The sequence below is a fragment of the Shewanella sp. POL2 genome (assembly GCF_000282755.1).
Classification (GTDB): domain Bacteria; phylum Pseudomonadota; class Gammaproteobacteria; order Enterobacterales; family Shewanellaceae; genus Shewanella; species Shewanella xiamenensis.
In genome coordinates, this window is the sequence record NZ_AKZL01000015.1 from 50,413 (window position 1) to 70,629 (window position 20,217).

Annotated in this window: 15 protein-coding genes and 2 pseudogenes; 11 read left to right on the forward strand and 6 right to left on the reverse strand. The window is 47.7% G+C overall.

What is annotated here, in order from left to right; all coding sequences use genetic code 11:
- Nucleotide 1 precedes the first annotated feature (1 nt).
- Nucleotides 2-1,465 carry a succinylglutamate-semialdehyde dehydrogenase gene (astD, locus tag SHEWPOL2_RS05935; protein WP_037427004.1) on the forward strand — a complete coding sequence of 488 codons (1,464 nt, stop codon included), beginning with the start codon at nucleotides 2-4 and terminating at the stop codon, nucleotides 1,463-1,465.
- A 164-nt stretch (nucleotides 1,466-1,629) separates the two neighbouring features.
- Nucleotides 1,630-2,433: a DUF1338 domain-containing protein gene (locus SHEWPOL2_RS05940; RefSeq protein WP_037427007.1), complete on the forward strand. Its 804-nt coding sequence runs from the start codon at nucleotides 1,630-1,632 to the stop codon at nucleotides 2,431-2,433.
- Nucleotides 2,434-2,577: 144 nt separating this feature from the next.
- Here SHEWPOL2_RS05940 and SHEWPOL2_RS05945 read toward each other — a convergent pair whose 3' ends face one another.
- The 4 genes from SHEWPOL2_RS05945 to crp form a co-directional block, all read right to left on the reverse strand.
- Nucleotides 2,578-3,906 carry an ATP-binding protein gene (locus tag SHEWPOL2_RS05945; protein WP_037427010.1) on the reverse strand — a complete coding sequence of 443 codons (1,329 nt, stop codon included), beginning with the start codon at nucleotides 3,904-3,906 and terminating at the stop codon, nucleotides 2,578-2,580.
- Complete coding sequence (locus SHEWPOL2_RS05950) at nucleotides 3,903-4,577, reverse strand: response regulator transcription factor (RefSeq protein ID WP_037414152.1); 675 nt, start codon at nucleotides 4,575-4,577, stop codon at nucleotides 3,903-3,905. Before SHEWPOL2_RS05950 ends, SHEWPOL2_RS05945 begins: the two co-directional genes overlap by 4 nt.
- A complete protein-coding gene (locus SHEWPOL2_RS05955) occupies nucleotides 4,558-4,905 on the reverse strand; it encodes a hypothetical protein (protein ID WP_037414150.1) in 348 nt (115 codons plus the stop codon). Before SHEWPOL2_RS05955 ends, SHEWPOL2_RS05950 begins: the two co-directional genes overlap by 20 nt.
- 82 nt (nucleotides 4,906-4,987) lie before the next feature.
- On the reverse strand, nucleotides 4,988-5,623 hold the full coding sequence (gene crp, locus SHEWPOL2_RS05960; protein WP_011070954.1) for a cAMP-activated global transcriptional regulator CRP: 636 nt from the start codon (nucleotides 5,621-5,623) through the stop codon (nucleotides 4,988-4,990).
- 419 nt (nucleotides 5,624-6,042) lie between these two features.
- Here crp and SHEWPOL2_RS05965 point away from each other — a divergent pair, with 419 nt between their 5' ends.
- Nucleotides 6,043-6,822: a tetratricopeptide repeat protein gene (locus SHEWPOL2_RS05965; protein ID WP_037427013.1), complete on the forward strand. Its 780-nt coding sequence runs from the start codon at nucleotides 6,043-6,045 to the stop codon at nucleotides 6,820-6,822.
- Between the two features lie 86 nt (nucleotides 6,823-6,908).
- On the opposite strand, the gene thpR is transcribed toward SHEWPOL2_RS05965, so the two are convergent.
- Nucleotides 6,909-7,466: an RNA 2',3'-cyclic phosphodiesterase gene (gene thpR / locus SHEWPOL2_RS05970; RefSeq protein ID WP_037427016.1), complete on the reverse strand. Its 558-nt coding sequence runs from the start codon at nucleotides 7,464-7,466 to the stop codon at nucleotides 6,909-6,911.
- 171 nt (nucleotides 7,467-7,637) lie between these two features.
- On the opposite strand from thpR, the pseudogene SHEWPOL2_RS05975 reads away from it, so the two are divergent.
- From SHEWPOL2_RS05975 to SHEWPOL2_RS06005, 7 genes and pseudogenes are all read left to right on the forward strand, one after another.
- A pseudogene (locus SHEWPOL2_RS05975) lies at nucleotides 7,638-9,825 on the forward strand (EAL domain-containing protein).
- Nucleotides 9,826-10,031: 206 nt separating this feature from the next.
- Entirely contained in the window at nucleotides 10,032-12,038 is a 2,007-nt protein-coding gene (locus tag SHEWPOL2_RS05980; protein WP_037427019.1) for a TonB-dependent copper receptor, read from the forward strand.
- 174 nt (nucleotides 12,039-12,212) lie between these two features.
- Nucleotides 12,213-14,720, forward strand: a complete 2,508-nt coding sequence (gene hrpB, locus SHEWPOL2_RS05985) for an ATP-dependent helicase HrpB (protein WP_037427026.1) — start codon at nucleotides 12,213-12,215, stop codon at nucleotides 14,718-14,720.
- 77 nt (nucleotides 14,721-14,797) lie between these two features.
- Nucleotides 14,798-17,104 (forward strand): penicillin-binding protein 1B, encoded by a 2,307-nt coding sequence (mrcB, locus tag SHEWPOL2_RS05990; protein ID WP_080612339.1) that lies wholly within the window; start codon nucleotides 14,798-14,800, stop codon nucleotides 17,102-17,104.
- A 77-nt stretch (nucleotides 17,105-17,181) separates the two neighbouring features.
- Complete coding sequence (locus SHEWPOL2_RS05995) at nucleotides 17,182-17,460, forward strand: peptidylprolyl isomerase (RefSeq protein ID WP_011070961.1); 279 nt, start codon at nucleotides 17,182-17,184, stop codon at nucleotides 17,458-17,460.
- A gap of 170 nt (nucleotides 17,461-17,630) precedes the next feature.
- Entirely contained in the window at nucleotides 17,631-18,068 is a 438-nt protein-coding gene (locus tag SHEWPOL2_RS06000; RefSeq protein ID WP_037414133.1) for a hypothetical protein, read from the forward strand.
- Nucleotides 18,069-18,596: 528 nt separating this feature from the next.
- On the forward strand, nucleotides 18,597-18,878 hold the full coding sequence (locus SHEWPOL2_RS06005; RefSeq protein WP_037427031.1) for a hypothetical protein: 282 nt from the start codon (nucleotides 18,597-18,599) through the stop codon (nucleotides 18,876-18,878).
- Nucleotides 18,879-19,283: 405 nt separating this feature from the next.
- Here SHEWPOL2_RS06005 and SHEWPOL2_RS06010 read toward each other — a convergent pair.
- Nucleotides 19,284-19,469: pseudogene (locus SHEWPOL2_RS06010) on the reverse strand (PPC domain-containing protein); the annotation flags it as partial.
- 85 nt (nucleotides 19,470-19,554) lie between these two features.
- Here SHEWPOL2_RS06010 and SHEWPOL2_RS06015 point away from each other — a divergent pair.
- Nucleotides 19,555-20,217, forward strand: a 663-nt coding sequence (locus SHEWPOL2_RS06015) for a hypothetical protein (RefSeq protein ID WP_037427036.1), incomplete at its 3' end; no start/stop codon positions are given.

Consider the following 20,217-nt stretch of genomic DNA (forward strand, 5'->3'; position numbering starts at 1 on the left):
AATGACACATTTTATTAAAGGCCAGTGGCACGCTGGCAAGGGTCATGATGTGACCTCTAGCAACCCAGCAAATGGCGAAATTATTTGGCGCGGCCAAACGGCGACAGCCGATCAAGTCAACGCTGCCGTCGATGCCGCCCGTGAAGCTCAGTTCGATTGGTTTATGTTAGGTTTTGATGCGCGTCTAAAGATAGTTGAAGCTTATCGTAGCCAACTCGAAGCGAACAAAGCCGAATTAGCCGAAACGATCGCTCAGGAAACCGGTAAACCCCAGTGGGAAACGGCGACAGAAGTTGCTGCCATGATTGGTAAGATTGGCCTGTCGGCAACGGCTTATAACAAGCGCACCGGCACTGAAGCCAATGACACGCCAGCAGGGCGCGCCGTGCTACGCCATAAGCCTCACGGTGTTGTTGCTGTGTTTGGGCCCTATAACTTCCCTGGGCATTTACCCAATGGTCATATAGTGCCAGCATTGCTTGCGGGCAATACCGTGGTGTTTAAGCCCTCTGAATTGACGCCTAAAGTGGCCGAGTTAATGGTCTCTCTCTGGGAAAAAGCGGGTCTGCCCGCGGGTGTAATCAACTTAGTCCAAGGTGAAGTCGATACGGGTAAAGCGCTGGCGTCACACCCACAGCTCGACGGGCTGTTCTTTACTGGCAGTTCTCGCACCGGTCACCTGTTACACCAGCAATATGCGGGTCATCCAGGTAAGATCCTCGCCTTAGAAATGGGCGGTAATAACCCGCTGATTATTAAAGGCGTGGCCGATATCAAAGCCGCTGTGCACGATATTCTGCAATCGGCTTATATTTCGTCTGGCCAACGTTGCACCTGCGCCCGCAGGCTCTATGTTGAGCAAGGCGAGCAGGGCGATGCCTTAGTAGCCAAGCTGGTTGAAGCGGTGAAGCAGATTAAAGTCGGTCCTTGGAACGCGCAGCCACAGCCATTTATGGGCTCAATGATTTCCGAAGGCGCAGCGAAAGGTATGGTCGCGGCGCAGGCTAACTTGCAGAACTTAGGCGGTGTGTCACTGGTTGAACTGACGCACCTGCAAGCTGGAACAGGCTTAGTCTCACCCGGGCTTATCGATGTGACTGCGGTAAGCGAGTTACCCGATGAGGAATACTTTGGACCATTGCTGCAATTAGTGCGCTACAGTGATTTTGACCAAGCGATTAAGCTGGCTAACCAAACCCGTTATGGCTTATCCGCAGGCATCTTGGCCGATAGCCGTGAGGATTATGAGTATTTCCTCGCCCGCATTCGTGCGGGGATTGTGAACTGGAACAAGCAGATCACTGGTGCTTCGGGTGCTGCGCCCTTTGGTGGCGTAGGTGCTTCGGGTAACCACAGGGCGAGTGCATTTTATGCTGCCGACTACTGTGCTTATCCCGTTGCCTCCGTTGAGGCTGATGCGGTGAGCTTACCCGCAAGCTTAAGCCCAGGGTTAAGTTTAGAGTGACATCATTGAGGAAGAACCTAGGTTCTTCCTTTTTCATCACAAGCAGTAACGTTACTTGGGCTGCTACTGAGCGCTGTTGTGCAGCAAGTGGCTAGGGTCGTTACATTGAGTGCGAGCGGCAAAACAATACTCACTATAGTCGCAGCACAATAAAAGGAGTTTTTATGCACACAGATATCAATGCGTTATTTGCCGCCCTCTGGCAAGACTATATTCAAATGACCCCATCTGCGGCCAAGGTGCACGAGCTACTTGGACACGGCAAGCCGATTATCAACGACCATATCGCCCTGCGTACTTTTAATATCGCTAAGGTGAATTTAGCCGTATTAGCAGAGCACTTTACCTCTTTAGGTTATGTGGCCTGCGGTGACTATAAGTTTGAACAGAAAAAACTGGTAGCAAAGCATTTTGAGCACCCAGATGCGACTCAACCTAAGGTGTTTATTTCTGAGCTATTGGTGGAAGAGTTTAGCCCATCACTGCAAAGCACTATCCAAGGCTTGATTGCCCAAGTGGATGAGCAAGCGACGAAAGCGGATAACTTTATCTATTCGGGTCGTCATTGGACGCTGGATGCTAAAACCTACGAGACGCTGCTCGAAGAGAGTGAATATGCGGCTTGGGTCGCAGCCTTTGGCTACCGCGCCAATCATTTTACAGTCTCTATCAACCACCTTGAGGGCTTCGAGACATTAGAATCTGTGAATGAGGCGCTTAAGCAAGCGGGCTTTGTGCTCAATAGCTCAGGTGGCGAAATCAAAGGTTCACCAGAGGTGTTACTGGAGCAATCATCGACTATGGCCGATAAAATCGCTGTGGCATTTAGCGATGCAACGGTTGAGATCCCAAGCTGCTTTTATGAGTTTGCCCTGCGTTATCCAAAGGCGAATGGTGAGCTGTATACGGGATTCGTGGCCGCATCAGCCGATAAGATTTTTGAGAGCACCAACGCGAAAAAAGCCTAATGAATTAGGTTGTTGCTGACTTAATCTCAAACAAAAACGCCATCAATTGATGGCGTTTTTTATGGGTGGCACTTAGAGCAAATAGCTAGGACAACAATAGTTAGCTCAACACATGTTCGCTAAGCACGCTTAGCTAAGCACTCGTTAGCCAAAGACTAGTTCAATACTGAGGCCAGATAAGTGGCTGCTGTGTTTAAACTTAAGTTCAATGCCATATTGCTCGGCAATTTCTTTCACTATCGATAACCCTAGGCCATGACCCATGACGGATTCATCAAGGCGCGTGCCCCTTTGGGTGAGTTTATCGAGTTCGTCGTCAGCAACACCTGGGCCATCATCATCGATGCTAAGGCAGAGTTTGTTTTGCGCCTTCCACAGTTTTACCGTGACTTGGCTACCCGCCCATTTAAAGGCGTTATCGAGCAGATTCCCTAAGAGCTCCATACCATCTTCCCTATGAATAGGCAGGCGTTGGATACTAGGATCGAGCTCAAAGTCGCAGTTGATGTTTTTGCTTCTGTGCACTTTGTTAAGGGTATTGGCGAGGCTGTGAAGATCCCTCGGCACCACTAACTGGGCGGCAGGTAACATATCACCGGTGATCCGCGCCGCCGCAAGCTTACGCTCGACCATTTTATGGATAGCGTCGAGTTGCTGTTGCAACGCCATGGCGGTATCGGGATCTTTTAGCCCCAAGGCTTCTACCTGTTGCTGCATCACTGCCAGTGGGGTTTTGAGCCCATGGCTTAAGTTGCCTAAGTTATTGCGGCTACGTTCTATTTGCTTGGCGGTGTATTCCAATAACTCGTTGTAGGTCTTCGCCAGCGGTTGCACTTCGGGCGGAATGTTATTCAGCTCTAAGGCGTTAATCTCGCCTTCTTGTAGGCGTGACAGTGCATGTTGGATCTGTTTAACGGGTTTAAAGGATTGGCGCAGGATCAGGAATATACCCGCGATCATGGCCACTAACATGGCGAGGTTAACCCCAAGCTTAGTGCCGTAGACTTCACTAAATACCCGCCGACCAATACTCAAATCTTGTGCGACAGTAAGCGTAGCGGTCACATTGGCACTGCTGGAATTTAATCCAAGAGATAACAACTGCATATCATTATTTTTAGGTCCCTTTGCCTGCCAGACACGGGTCTGGTTTGGCGCTAAAGGTTCGATATCGAGCTGCATATCCCACAGGGAGCGGGAGCGGATCACTTCATTGGGCAGGTTTAGCTGGAAATAACGCCCCGAATAGGCGGGGCGGTAGAAGCTCGACAGTTGGCTCTGATCGATGTGGATTTCCCCATTATTGAAATGGGTTGCCAGCATAATGTGTTCTAAATCTTCTTCTAAGCGATTGATAATCGAGTCGTGAAACGCTTGGCGCAGCATGGACTCAAATAATACGAGTCCAACCACTGTGCCTAATACCAATAAGCCCGTTAACCATAAACTGAGCTTAGTGCGAATCGAGATCATGCAGTCACGCCGTGGAAGATATAACCTTGGCCGCGGCGGGTTTCTATCGCAGTTTTACCGAGTTTTTTGCGCAGATGAGTCACGTAAACTTCAACCACATTACTCTCTTTCTCGTCGTCAAACTGATAGAGCTTGTCCGTCAGTTGAGCCTTAGATAACAGCTTCTTAGGTGACATGAGGAAGATTTTTAACAGCCTGAATTCCATGGCAGTCAATTCATATAAATGCTCGCCAACGCTGACGGTTTGTTCGGCTTCATCTAAGGTGACGCCGCCATAGCTAAGTTGCTTGCTGGAATTATTTAAACGGCCATGGGCGCGATGAATAAGCGCTTGGATACGCGCTAATAACTCCTGTGCGTGGAAGGGTTTTCCTAAATAATCATCGGCACCGGCATTGAAACCTTCGACCTTTTCATGCCATTGGCTGCGGGCGGTTAACATAATAACAGGAGTGCTAATGCCTTGATTACGCCAGCCTTCGAGTAATTCCAGCCCATTGCCATCGGGGAGACCAATATCTAAGATCACGCAATCGTATTGGGTTTCTTTAACGAGGTAATCGGCTTCAACCGCTTTGTCAGTAATATCGGTAACGTAGCCAGCCTGTTTGAGTTGTTTCTCCAGTTCGGAGACCAACATCGGATTATCTTCAACGAGTAGCAGTTTCATGTTTTCGACATTCGCTCGGTAGTGCGGTGGAGTGTTCAAGTTGACCGTTGGTGGCATCAATACTCAGATTCACTATTTGGCCGCGTTGAACTTTGATTTGCAAATCATAGCGCCATTTATGATCTTCTTGATAGAGATGTGCGTCAATTAGTTCACCTTGGCAGAATTGATTGACCACGGCAAGGGTGCCATTGAGTGATAGAATTTGCCCAGAGTTGACTAAAGCCTTGGCTTGATAATGTTCTAATTCAATCGGTTCGGCGTTAATTATTGTTGGATGCACCAGCGTAAACAGACTGAAAAAACAGATAAATAACAGCCGTTTCATTTATGCTCCCCAATAAAAAATGGCCTAGATTTTATGCTAGGCCACTTTAATGAAACAGGCTTAAATCAAGCTGAAGTCTAACTTAACGGGTGCCATATACCACAATGGTTTTACCGTGTGCTTGAATGAGATTTTGTTCTTCAAGCATCTTTAAGATACGACCCACAGTTTCGCGGGAACAACCAACGATCTGACCAATTTCTTGGCGAGTGATCTTAATTTGCATGCCGTCTGGGTGAGTCATGGCATCAGGTTGTTTTGCTAAATGCAACAATGTTTGGGCAATACGGCCTGCCACATCGAGGAATGCTAAATTACCGACTTTCTGGCTAGTGCTCTGTAGGCGGTATGCCATTTGAGCCGAAAGCTTCATCAGAATTTCGGGGTTAACTTGGATTAATTGCTTGAACTTCTTGTAAGAGATTTCAGCAATTTCACATGCTTGTTTTGCACGAACCCAAGCAGTACGTTCAGCTTGTTCTTCGAACAATCCTAACTCACCGATAAAGTCGCCTTGATTAAGATAAGATAGGATCATTTCCTTACCTTCTTCATCTTTAATCAATACCGCAACAGAACCTTTTACGATGTAATAAAGGGTATCTGAGTCTTCACCAGCATGGATCAAGGTGCTTTTAGCGGGATACTTATGAATGTGACAGTGTGATAAAAACCATTCCAAAGTTGGGTCCGGTTTTGGCTTACCAATCAGAGCCATGTCGATGTTCCTCGATTGATTAAAACGAAAGTAAGAATATTCTAAATAAGCATTTTACGTCAATTACACCCATAAAAACTTGATACACCTCTTAGTTTAGAATGAGTGAATAAATGCAATTAACCAACTAAAATTAGAGCTTATTTTGCTACTTTAGTGATATTAGTCAACTAAATCGGTGCCAAACTCACTGGATTCACTTAACTCTGTAGAGTTAATCACATCTTATAAACGCTTTTAAGGGTTTTTGTGAAGAAAATAACCTCAATATCGACGAATAAATAGGGTAAGTAGAATTATTGAGAGGCTTTGTGGTTATTTCGATTTAATATCCGTTCGATTCTGCCGATTTAGGCTCGACTTATGGGAATAATTCAGGCTAACTTGAAGACGCGGTTGTTTTTTGAAAGAGGTACAACGTGAAATACAGACAATGGGTTTTAGGCGCTGGATTGACTCTATCCCTAGGGATGAGTGCTGCCGCGCACGCATTTTCTATTCCACAGCCAGCTAGTGAAGTTGCGGCGAGTAAATTTGTGCATATTCAAGTTCAGGCGGAGCAGGGCGATGCCGACGCACAATTTTTACTAGGACTCATGTTTCTCTCTGGACGTTATGTACAGCAAGAAGTGCCAACCGGATTACATTGGATGACCCTTGCCGCTGAGCAGCAACACGAAAAGGCGCAGCAAACCTTAGCAGATCTCTCCTTTGAAGGGCAGTTAGTGAAGCGTGACTTAGCCGTGGCCGAACGTTGGTATAAGGACATGGGCGAGCGCGGTAATCGCTGGGCGCAGTTCCGTTTAGGCTTTATTTATGCCTCGGGTGGCGATGGCATTGCGCGTAACTGCGGTAAAGCTGTAGAGCAATTTACCCGCGTTGGGGATGATATTGCCCTTGGCAATGTGGCGTGGATTTTAGCGACTTGCCCCGAAGCCGAATATCGCGACGGTAATAAAGCGCTCGAGTTATCTCTTAAGCTGCTTAAAGTGAACGAGAACGACCCCACCAACCTCGATAACTTAGCGGCTGCCTATGCCGAAGTCGGTGATTTTGGTGCCGCGGTATCGACCCAACAAAAAGCGATAGCCGCTTTAAAGATGACGGCTGAAGCTACTAAGACCGACGAATTTAAGCAGCGTTTACATAGCTATGAGCAGAAACGCGCCTACCGTGAGACACTGCGTTTGCTCGATTAAACCCGTTAGTGTTTTATTATCTGTATCAGCCCGGGCTATGCTCGGGCTGATTGTTTCTGGCGTTTTATTTATTGGGCGGATTCAGGCTATTCGAGCGGCCAAGAATGTAAGATGTGATATTCCACCCCACGATTACCGCTTGACGAAAGGTACAAATGAAGCTGTTCGGGAGCGAGCGTTAGTTCAGTTATCGGTGTATTCGCTAGATCTTTGAGGAGAAGTTCGTTATCAAAGGTGCTCAAAGACTTGGCTTTTCTAAACAAGCTGATATGCGGCCGAAATGGATGTTCGCTCTGATGCAATTGCAACTGCTGCGCTAAATCTTGCGCCTGCGATGCCATTAACGCCAACGCAGGGCTAACCCTATCTCCCTTTAAACAACATACCTGTGCCTTGGGCCAAACGGCGAGCTTATCCAGTTGTACAGTAAATCGTGGCCGATACAGTTTATCAACGGCTTCGAGCAGCAGTGTCTTTTGAGACTGATTGGCTAAGCCTAAAAAAGCGAGGGTGAGATGAAAATTCGCTTTGCTTACGGGTTTTGCATGGGGCGTTAACTGTTGTGCTAAGCATTGCTGCAATTGCAGCAGTGGCATGCGTTGAGTCTCATTAAGGGCGAATCCAAGAAATAGTCGTTGTAACACTCTTTATCTCCGCTACCTGCTCAAATGCCAAACATAAGCTATGCTTTTGTTTGGTAATACAGAAAGGCCCGTGGTCATTATTCATCATCGGCTTTCGATGACTTGAATTTGTTTCTGGGAAGTGTAGCAATAATACCTTAAATGGAATTATAGGTAAGGAAATCCCTTTTCATGTCAGATGGTTTAGCAAATTCACTCCAACAGGCATTAGTGACGATTTTTAGCGAAACGCCGCTAGAAACCCTAGAGCAAAATGTTGATAGAGCATTAGAGGCGATTACACTTCAGTTGCACTGTGATGGGGTGTTTGTGCTAACGGGGAGTTTATCCCTCGACCATTTACGCACCCGTAATTTGTATTTAAAACCGCAATTTAGCCAGGGCCAGCAGACTCGCGTTTGGCCGCTCGCGCGTATGCCTTTTTTTCGCTCCCTTGTGAGAAACCCCAAGCTGCTGAATCTACCCGATGTGAATACATTACCACCAGAAGCTCAGGCGGAGCGGGCATTGTTACGGGATTGGGATGTCAAAAGTCTACTGGTGTTACCCCCCGTCGTATTTGGCGAAACCCGTATTGCCCTTGGGGCGGTAAATTGCTCCGAATGCTGTGAGTGGACCGAGGAATTTATTCAGGAGTTTTCAACATGCGGCGGTGATGATTGGTTCGGCGATGGAGCTGACCCGTATCGCCCATGATATGTTAGCGAGTGAAAACAAATATCGCGAAGTCTTTAACCAATTACCCTTGGCTTGTGCTTTGCTCGATAAACAAAATCAACTGACGATGCTGAACAAAGTGGCGCTGCAAACCTTGCCAGTGCAGCATGGATACGATTTATTCAGCATGGTGCGAGATGAAGAGCACGCGATGCTCTCCGATACGTTGCATATGGTGCGTGAAGGCGTATTAGGACAAGCTTGGTGCGAATTGCCGCTTAAATCGCTGCATCAATTAGAGTGGTTAAGGCTCAGTTTTAGTCAGATCCACGGTGATAAGGACACCCTGGTTATGATTGCCGAAGATGTGAGTGAAAAGTATCGGCTGGCCGATGAGCTCTCTTTTCATGCTAACTATGATGCTCTTACCGGATTGCCCAATCGGCTGCACTTTGAGGCATTACTCGATAATTTGCTGCATAGCAAAGATGATATGCCAACCTGTGTAGCCTTTATCGATGTCGATCAATTTCAAGTAATCAACAATGTTAGCGGTCATCAAGCGGGGGATAAGTTACTGTGCCAGTTAACATTGCGGCTTAAACAACTGGTGCGCAAGGGCGATATTGTTGCTCGGCTTGGTGGTGATGAGTTCGGTATTTTAATGCATTACTGCAATGTGGATTCGGCGCAGCATATTGCTAAGCGGATTTGTACTCAGTTAGCAACTCACGAATTTATCTGGGAAAACCGCTGCCACAATGTCAGCGTCAGTATGGGGATAGCTAAGTTCGATAGGTCGGCCTCTGATATTTATACCGTGATGAGCCATGCTGATGCGGCCTGTCGACTCGCCAAAGATAAGGGGCGAAATGGCTGGCATTTATACAGTGCTAAAGATCCTAAAATGACCCGTCTTTACACTGAAATGATGGCCTCGGTAGATATTGTTAGTGCCCTCGCGTTAAATCAATTTGAGCTTTATTTTCAAAGTATTGCACCACTAAATTGCGAAGAGCCAGGATTACATTTAGAAGTGCTGCTCCGTATGGTGCAGCCCAATGGCAACATTGTTTCGCCAGCAATTTTCCTACCTGCCGCTGAGCGCTATAACTTGGCCGCCAAAGTAGACTTGTGGGTCATTGATAATCTGCTGAAGTGGGGGAGTAGCCATTTAGCGATTTGGCAGCAATTGGGGCTGGTATCCGTCAACCTTTCGGCGACGTCTTTGGGTGATAGCGAGTTTATGAATTGGCTTGAAATGCGGCTAATGACTGAACCTGAGTTGGTGGATAAACTCTGCATTGAGATCACCGAAACCGCCGCCGTAAGCCAATTAGATCAAGCAACTAAATTGATTGAAGTGCTTAGGCCATTAAATTGCCAGCTCGCGCTGGATGACTTCGGTGCGGGATTTTCAAGTTTTGCTTATCTAAAACGTTTAAATGTGGATTACGTCAAAATCGATGGTCAGTTTGTTATTAACCTGTGTGACGATGATGCGGATCAAGCAATCATCAAAGCCATTTGTCAGCTCGGACAAGATATGGGATTTGATGTGGTAGCCGAGTTTGTTGAATCGACAGAAATTGGTTTAAAATTAAAGAGCTTAGGAGTGGATTATGCTCAAGGTTATGCGATTAATAAACCCGCGCCATTGCTAACATTAACCTCTGGATTGGCCGAGCCTTGGCTGCTGTAACGGCGGTTATCCTTCATGTGAGTTTTTATACTTCTGCAATTCTTAATTTGTAAGTGACTCATTTATCACTATTTACCTTAATGTGAGCCCATGCAACTTAGGCTGCGACAGATTGTCGCGCCAAGCCGAGTTTTGATTGCACTTATATCACCAGTCATAACAATACCCCCACAAAAATCATTAAAAACAATATGTAGGGGAAATTTGTGCCATATCAACCGATCAAATTAGCGCTTATTTTAGCGGGTGTTTTGAGCACTGCTGCGCCTCAACTGGCTTGGTCTGCTGAGGCGACCGACTGTGGTGATGACCAAAAATGTAAAGATTATCTGCTGGTTACCGCTGATGTGATGCGTCAGCCAGTACACTTAGTGAGTGATCCCAAACAAAATCGATTGCCATTACCCGCCTATGATGGCTCAGGGTTTTTACGCACGATTCCGGGATTTAATATCACCCGTAAAGGCGGCTCTGGCGGCGATCCGATGTTTCGTGGCTTAGGTGGTTCGCGCTTAAACATCGTTGATGATGGCCAGCATGTGTATGGTGCCTGTGGTGGACGTATGGATCCGCCAACCAATTATATTTATCCCGAAACTTACGATCAGATAACGGTTATTAAAGGCCCGCAGACGGTGAAATATGGCCCTGTCGGCACCGCGGGCACAATTCTGTTTGAGAAAAACCGCCATCGTTTTAATCAAGCGGATCTTGAAGGGCGTGCCAGTGCGACGGGTGGCAGTTTCGATAGACGAGATGCCATGGTGGAGTTGAGTGCAGGGGATAAAAATTACTACCTTGATTTTGATATTAATCAATCGAGTAGTGATCATTATCAGGACGGCAATGGCAATAAGGTGCAATCCAGTTATGACCGCCAAAACGCCAATCTTGCCCTAGGTTGGACACCTACTGAGCGTACCGTTGTGGAGTTAGCTTACGGTGAGTCGAGCGGTGAGGCAGAGTATGCCGACAGATTAAATAAGGCTCGCCAAATTGATAACCGTGATGCGGCGGTGCTCATACAACATGAGTTTGAGTCGACCTGGCTGGCCGCAGTCGAGTTACAAGCCTTTAGCAATAAGAACGACCATATTATGGACCGATTTGATGAAGGGGTGAATTCTGGCTCGAATGTGCGTCGGATGACCGACGGTGGTCATCTTTGGTTTGATTTAACCCCGCTCGATGGTCTCGAATTAACATTGGGGCTGGATTATATGTCTAGCGCCCATGATGGCCGCAGCATGGCAACGGGGGATGTTGGTTTAGACGACTTACTCAATAAGCCGTTTAAGGAAGATATGCGCTATAAAAACTATGGCCTGTTTGCCGAATCCCGTTATGGCTTTGATAACCAAGGTTCAGGTAACAGTAGTTTGCACGCAGGACTGAGAGTTGATCGCTGGGATAGCGAATTGTTAATCGCCCAGCAGGGTGAGCGGGAGGATACCCTCTACAGCGGTTATGTGCGTTATGAATATCAACTCGATGCTCATCAATACTATGCTGGATTTGGCTCGGCGCAGCGCGTGCCAGACTATTGGGAGATCATGAAGGCTAGCGCCGATAATCCCGCACAAAAAGCCTTTGATCTTAAGGCTGAAACGACCAATCAATTTGATATAGGCTGGATTTACCAAGGTCCGGTTGAAGCGTCAGTGTCACTCTTTTACGGTGAGATTAATGACTATATTCTGATTGATTCGACCAGCAACACCACGGTAGCCCGTAATATCGATGCCAGCTTATTCGGTGGCGAAGCAAGCCTAGACTATGCGTTTAATGATCAATGGTCGACTCAACTTACCTTAAGTTATACCCATGGTGAAAACGATACCGACAAGGTCGCACTTGGGCAAATATCACCGTTAGAGGCAAGATTAATTGTTAATTATCAATGGCAAGCTTGGACAATGGCGGCGCAGTGGCGGCTAGTTGCATCGCAGGATCGTTATACCTTAGGTCACGGCAATATTGTGGGCCAAGACTTAGGCCCAAGTAGTGGCTTTGGTACCTTGGCACTCAATGCTTCTTGGTCATACAGCAAGGATTTATCCCTTATCTTCGGTGTCGAAAACCTGTTTGATGCAACCTACGCCGAACATGTGAGTAAGGCCGGTACGGGTAATGATCTGCCTGGCAGCGAAGCCATGTTTAGGGTTAATGAGCCGGGGCGTAATCTCTGGGCTAAGCTGACCTATCAGTTCTAACTCGGCTTATTTGTACTTTTGGCGCCCCGAGAGCCTTGCTGTCGGGGCGATGCTATTTTTAGCAAGCCAATGCCAAACAAAACAGTCACGTATCAAAGCGAAGGCCGCGGGAGGGACACTGCCTAAGGCCTATGTTAAACTGCCACATTATTTTTCCCTGTTGATACTGTTGCATTGAACAATCTACCTATTCATTCCTTACTGCCATCTCTGCGTGATGCCTTTGCAACGCATGCCCAAGTGATCCTCGAGGCACCCACAGGCGCGGGTAAATCTACCGCATTGCCTTTAGCCATCTTGGATTGGGCTGAGGTTTCTGGGCGGATTTTAATGCTGGAACCTCGACGTGTGGCCGCTCGCAGTGTGGCGCAATTTATTGCCAATTGTCGGCAACAGGCGGTAGGGCAAGAGGTCGGTTTTAGGGTGCGTGGCGAGGCCAAGGTCAGTGGTGAGACTCGGCTTGAGATCGTTACCGAAGGGATATTAACCCGAATGATCCAGCAAGATCCTGAATTGACGGGGATCGATATGATCATTTTCGATGAGATCCACGAGCGACATTTGACCACAGATCTTGGTTTAGCCTTGGCTCTTGAAGTGCAAAGCTCACTGCGGGATGACTTAAAAATCCTCGCCATGTCGGCAACCTTATCTGGCCTTGCGCTCAGTGAGTTAATGCCAAACGCAGCCCTGCTTAAGAGTGAGGGGCGCAGTTTTCCGGTTGAAATCATCTACCGTGCAGTCGCGGGCCAGCAGCATTGGCTCGACCATCTGAGCCGCGTTGTGCTCGATGCCGCGACATCCGTAGGTGATAACGGCCCGCAGGATATACTGGTGTTTTTACCCGGTAAGGCGGAAATCCTCAGGGTGGCGCAGTATTTGGCGGAGCGCCTCGATGGTAGCCGTGTGGCAATTTGTCCGCTTTATGGCGAGTTGTCCGCGCAGGAACAGGATAGGGCGATTAAGGCAGACGATAGTGGCAGGCGCAAAATAGTGCTCTCCACCAACGTTGCCGAGTCGAGCCTCACCATTGAAGGCATTGGGCTGGTTATCGATAGTGGCTATAAACGCCAAGCGAGTTTTAACCCTAAAACTGGGGTCACGCGCTTAAGCCTTAAACGTATTAGCCAAGCTTCGGCAACCCAACGTGCTGGTCGCGCTGGCCGTTTAGCGGCGGGCGTGTGTATTCGATTATGGGGCCAAGAAGAGCATCAACGTCTGCTCAAAGCCGATGAGCCCGAAATCAGCCAAGCCGATTTAGTCTCAATGGCCCATGACTGTGCCTATTGGGGCGCAAAATCCTTCAGCGATTTGCTGTTATTGACAGCGCCGCCGAGCGTGAACGAAGCGCTGGCGTGGCAACTGCTGCAGCACTTAGGTGTGGTCGATGGGCAAAACAAACTCACTCAGCATGGTAAAGCCGCCTATGAGCTGGGCTGTCATCCGCGCCTCGCGCACATGTTATTAGCTGCTAAATCCCATTCTACAGAACTTGCGGCCTTGGCCTGCCTGCTCGCGGGCATTTTAGAGGCGCGGGGATTGCCACGCAAAGGCGCAGATATCATGAATTACTTGCATTTTGCCACCCAAGGCAGTGCGGGGCAGCAGGCCAAGCAATGGCTTAAAAAGCTGGCGCTAGATAAGCAATTCACTCAGGCCGATTTAGTGGCCATCGCCTCCCATGCGCATCATCAGGATGTCGGTTTACTGTTGGCGCAGGCTTATCCCGATCGCATCGCCAAATCCCGCGGTGTCGAGGGTTATCAATTGGCCAATGGAACGGGTGTGGTGCTCAACGCTGAAGATGCCTTAGCGCAAACGCCTTGGTTGGTGGTGGCTGATTTTCAAGAAACCGAAGGTAAAAATGCTGGGCGGATCTATTTAGCTTGTCCGTTGCAACCGAGCCTATTTGATCATGAGTTAGCCGACTTAGTTGATACTCATGAGCAGTGCGGTTGGGATGAAACCAAAGGTCGCGCTGTTGCTGAGCGGCAAGCAAAAGTCGGGCAGATATTACTGAAATCCGAGACGATTGCTAACCCTAATCGGGCGCAAATTGTGGCGGCATTAGTGAGTTATATCCGTCAGCAAGGCTTACAAATTCTTAATTGGCACGATAACTTAGCGCAGTTTCAAGCGCGATTGCATTTAGCGCGTGAGTTAGATCCGAATGCTGATTGGCCGGATATGAGCGATGCCGCGCTGCTGGCAAACCTTGAAACATGGCTGGCGCCTTACCTTGAAAATGTGAATAATCTGCCGCAATTACAAAAACTCGATTGCTTTAGTTTAGTGATGAATCAATTGAGTTGGTCGCAGCAGCAGGCGCTTGATGCACTGTTGCCGACCTCATGGCCTTTAGCCACGGGCACTTTCGCGCCCATAGTTTACGAGACTTCGGGTCGCGCCTTACTGCGGGTTCGCTTGCAGGAAACCTTTGGTATGGCTGACAGCCCGCTACTAGCCCAAGGTAAGCTGAAGGTGACGATGGAGTTGCTGTCTCCGGCGCAGCGCCCTTTGGCACTGACGGCAGATCTCGCCAGTTTTTGGCAAGGGCCCTATGTTGAAGTGAAAAAAGAAATGCGTGGGCGTTACCCTAAACACCTGTGGCCGGACGCCCCTGCCAATACGCTACCGACAAAATATACCAAGAAGAAAACCTTAGGTTTATCTCAGTCATAGCCTTTAGACTGCTTTGATTTACAACCTTGTGTTGTGCCTGTGACTGATGCCGTTAACGCATAAATGATGAAGTAGATATGACAACTCATACGACAAAAAAAGCGCCAGCCCAACGTAAAGCGAAGCGAAGCCGTGGCCTATTTGGGCAAATTTGGTCGCTCACCTGGAAGCTCGCCTTAATCGGCCTCGCCGTTGTGACCTTCTACGGTATTTACCTCGACCAAATTATCGCCCGTAAGTTTGAAGGGCAAAAATGGCATTTACCTGCACAAGTTTTTAGCCGTTCCATGGCCTTATACCCAGGAGCAGCGGTGAGTCATCCACAGTTGATGGCCGAGTTAAAACTACTTGGCTATCGCAAAGTGGCGAACCCCCGCGAGGTAGGCGAGTTTTCGGCATCGAGCACCAAAATCGAATTATGGCGTCGACCCTTTTTACATCCCGAAGGCGATCAGCCAGAACAGCGAGTGATGATCACCTTCGATAGCGAAGGCGTCAGCTCTATTGCCCGAATGGAGGATAAGCGCCAGTTAGCGGTATTCCATTTAGAACCCGTTTTACTTGACCGCATGATCACGGGCGATGGCGAAGACAGGCTCTTTGTCTCTACCGAAGATATGCCCAAACATATTGTGCAGGCACTATTGCTGGTGGAAGACCGCAGTTTTTACGAGCACCACGGGGTGAACCCCTTCGCGATTCTGCGTGCTGCTTTTGTAAATATCAGCGCAGGGCGTACCGTGCAGGGCGGTTCGACACTGACCCAGCAGTTGGCGAAAAACTTCTTTCTTTCAAGCGAGCGCTCATTGTTGCGTAAGGTTCGCGAAGCCTTAATGGCGGTAATTATTGATTTTCGTTACAGCAAGGAAGAAATTCTCGAGGCTTATCTCAACGAAGTGTATATGGGGCAAGATAAATCCCGTGCCGTGCATGGTATGGGGCTGGCTTCGCAATTCTATTTTGGTCGTCCCATCGGTGAGTTAACCACGGCGCAGCAAGCCTTTTTAGTGGCGGCGATTAAGGGGCCATCTTACTACAACCCATGGCGCTACCCAGAGCGCAGCTTAGAGCGCCGCGATTTAGTGCTGCGGTTATTGATGGAGTCGGGCGAGCTGACTACCGCGCAATACAAGGTGGCGGTGGAGTCGCCCTTAGGTTTGCGTAATGCCAATAAGCCTGTGCATCAAAAATTACCTGCGTTTTATGCCTTGGTTAAACAAGAGGTTAATGAGCGCTACGGCGATGCGTTATTAAAACAATCTGGGGTGAAGATTTATACCACACTCGATCCAATGGCGCAGGAGGCCGCCGAAATTGCCGTGACTCAAACCTTTAAGAGCTTAGATAAGGGCAATAAGTCGTTGCAGATTGGTATGGTGGTCACCGACAAATACACTGGCGGTATCGCGGCTATGGTGGGTGATAAAACGCCGGGCTTTGACGGTTATAACCGCGCAGTGGAGATCCGCAGACCGATTGGCTCGCTTATCAAGCCATTTGTGTACGCCACCGCTTTGGCACCAAATAGTCAATTTACTTTGGCCACGCCACTTAAAGATCAGCCGATTACCCTAAAGAATGAGCAAGGCAAAACCTGGTCACCGCAGAACTTTGATAAGACCTTTAGCGGCCAAGTTTCGTTGTTAACGGCGCTTAAAAAATCGATGAACGTGCCGACGGTAAACCTTGGGATTGCCGTTGGGGTCGATGCCGTGGCAACCACCTTGGCTAAGTCGGGCTGGTCGGAGCCGCTTAACGAATATCCATCGATGCTACTGGGCGCGGTGAATGGCTCGCCCTTAATGGTGGCGCAGGTTTATCAAACCCTCGCCGATAGCGGCGCTTACCGTAAACTCACCACAGTCACCGCAGTGCTCGATAGTGATAATCAGCCTTTACCCGTAACGCGTTCAGCCAAAGAGCAAGCGATTACGCCAGATACCGACTTTTTGGTGCAATATGCCATGCAGCAAGTGGTGCGCTCGGGTACGGCAACGCGCTTAGGCAATGCCTTCCCCGGTGTGGCGCTGGCGGGTAAAACTGGTACCAGTAACGATAGCCGTGATTCTTGGTTCGCCGGTTTTGATGAGCGTAACGTGGCTGCGATTTGGGTCGGTCGCGACGATAATGGTAAAACCACTCTTTATGGTAGCAGCGGTGCGATGGCGGTATACCAAGCCTTCTTGAAGGAGCGTCCACCCATTGGGCTGCGTTCTATTCCGCCATCGGGTGTGATCCAAGGCTATTTTGACCGAGATACGGGTGAAGCCAAGGAAGCGGGATGCAGTAATACTGAGGCATTACCCGCCCTGAGAGGCACTTATAATCCAGCTAAAAACTGCGGCGAGCCGTTGCAGTGGTGGCAGAAGATTTTGGGTCAGTAATACTTATTTTTCATAGGCAAAGATATAACGGCGGTGCAACTTAATTGCACCGCTGTTTTTGATAAAGAGAGTGCAAGATGTTTAAAACCGCAGCCGCAGTGCATATCCTTGTTAAACACAAAGAGCAGGCGGAAGATATTATTAAGCAATTGAATAACGGTGCTAATTTTGGCGCCTTAGCGAAACGTTATTCCTCATGTCCCTCAGCGAAAAAGGGCGGCGATCTCGGTGAGTTTAAGCGTGGGCAAATGGTGCCGCAGTTCGATAAAGTCGCTTTTTCCGGTGAGCTACTGGTGCCACATCTCGTTAAAACCAAGTTTGGCTGGCATGTGGTTAAGGTGCTGTATCGCACTTAATCAGGTTGCGTTGATTGAGTAAATAAGCTGACCTATCGACGCATTAAGCTGCATCTCAACACCAATCTAAACGCTTATTTTCAAAAATAGTTCACAGTGCGCGTTTCCTGTGTTCTCACGAGATAAACGCGCATATGCACGAATAAGGCGCTAGCTTCTGGTATGTATAAATGGATTTAAAACAAACAAATTTGCAGAGCATTCTCGACAGGCTCTATAAGACTGCGTTAACACTACTCCTCCCACAATTAGGGTTACTCACCATCGTTGGTTCAGACACAGATCGATATACTTTTTTGCTGATGTTTATTGTTTTTCTGGCTGTGAATATTCTCATTCCCCTATGGTTACTCCTCTTCAACACTGGGAATTCAAAAGTTGATTCATTTTCAATCACAATAGACGACCAGAACATTCTTGTTTCGACCTATGGTGAAGTCCAGAAGATAGATAAAGCCTCATATTGTGGCTATAAAGTTACCTCGCAGTATCCAAAGCAAATACAGCTATTAGAGGCTAACGGCGAACATATAGAGTTTAGTTACTACGCGTTAAATAAAGAGCAAAGGAAGCGCTTGTTTGATTATTTGGGACCAGCGAAAAGCTAATAATCCGATCTAGTCGCTCCCTTCGAACGCAGGGATAAAATATGGGGCGGCTTGGCGATTATGGCCCATATTCTTACCCCAAAGTGTGGGTGTTATCCATAAAAGTCTAAAGCTAAAGTCAACGACTTAGAGTAAATAGCTAACGCGTTTTTGCCCCAAAATCAGCCAATATCTCTGTCAGGATAACCATCCCCTCAAGACGATGCTGCGTAACCGACAGCAAAAAAGTAGCCTGCTTTCTGGGGTTAAACCTATGAAGGGATAAGGTGTGAGTGTCAGGTTGAATGTGGGCCCCAAATGCTGCCAACCAAGGTCAACAATCAGTCGAAATTGAGCGTGACAGAATAAAAAAGCTAAAGCGATATCAAGTGATTAATCATCAAACTGTATAAAAAACGCTACCGCAAAAAATAAATTCCTATAGCATCATTTATACCAATTGACATGGATGTGGCAGAGGCCAAGTCCAACAAGCGATTTATGCCCCGCAAACAGCGCAGCGCATAAATACTAAGACGTTAGGCCTTCATGTATAGATTCATCTTAGCCTGTTATGGAGTTCCTAAATCTTCCGGCGCTGAGGCAGCTATTGATATCACCACAGAATTCGTGGAGCACCATCCGTGGCACAGCAATGTCACCTGCACTTGGGACGGAGAGCGGCTCATACTTCAAGCCGACAATGACTTTGACTCTGATGGCCTTGCTCTAATAGATGAGTTTTCAGACAGCATTTCAGCATATATTGCAGAGCTATTTGACGGAGATATCAAAATAGAATCAATAACAAATGTGCCAACGGAGGCCTAACAATGCGCTCAACTGTCGCTCACTTCATTTGCTGGACTCGCAAAAGCTACGCTTTTGCTCACCCGTTAGCTTAATCGTTATGAGTTTTGAGTGATCGACAGAGCAAATCTGGTCACTCATCCTTAATCGTGCTGCTGAGACTATTCATCATTCTGTGTCAGATTAATTTCTACTTTTAATCGCGGTTTACAATGGCTGGTTTACTAAGCAATCGACCACGCAGAGTGTGAGTTTGAGGCAAGGCTAAAGCTAGAGCTAAAGCTAAAGCTAAAGCTAAAGCTAAAGCTAAAGCTAAAGCTAAAGCTAAAGCTAAAGCTGCCTTAGTGTGCTAACCGATTGAAATAATAAAAATCCCTGCTAGGCAGGGATTTTTGCTTTTAGCTTATACCGCAATAGCGCGGCTGATTAACGTAAATCTACTTGAAGGGCCACACCTGTACTTTGGCCTTCACTTTGGAGCGTAATGTAATACCAGCCAGCACTGGGATTATTGACCTTGATTTGCTCCGTAGTGCTGCCAGCGTTTGTTGAGGCGGCTTCATATTGCTGGGCATTGGCCCAGCTGCGACCCGAGTAAAGGCTGACATCTCCAAGCAAAACTTGGACACCCACCCTTAATGGCGCTGTAGCTAACCTCCGACTATGCTTTGGTTAAGCATTGAACAAGGAGGTTTGTATGCCGCGCCCTCGTAGAACTCAGATAAGTCTTGAAGACACATCTTATTACCATTGCTGTAGCCGCGTTGTTCGGCGGGCATTTTTATGTGGTGATGATAGTTACTCGGGTAAAAACTACGACCATCGCCGTGGTTGGGTAGAATCGCTAATGTTTGAACTTGAAGCTGTTTTTGCAATTGATGTAGCTGCTTATGTGGTGATGTCTAATCATCTGCATGTGGTGCTGCGAGTCGATATCGAGGCGGCAAATCGTTGGACTGACCGCCAAGTGCTTGAGCAGTGGCATAAGTTGTTTAAAGGCGATGAATTAACGCAAAAATTCGTTAAAGGTGAGTTAGTTGAAGCCCATCAGGTCAACCGATTAAAGCATTCAATCGCCCTTTATCGTAGTCGATTATGCGACATTAGCTGGTTTATGCGCTGTCTCAATGAACCGATTGCAAGGCAAGCAAATCAAGAAGATAACTGTACAGGTCGTTTCTGGGAGGGGCGGTTTAAATCCCAAGCATTACTCGATGAAGCCGCTGTGCTAGCTTGCATGATTTACGTCGATTTAAATCCCATCAGAGCGCAACTCGCTAATACACCAGAACAATCCGACCATACCAGTATTCAGCTACGTATTCGGGCGGCATTAAAAGGTGAGCAGCCTAGTAATCTA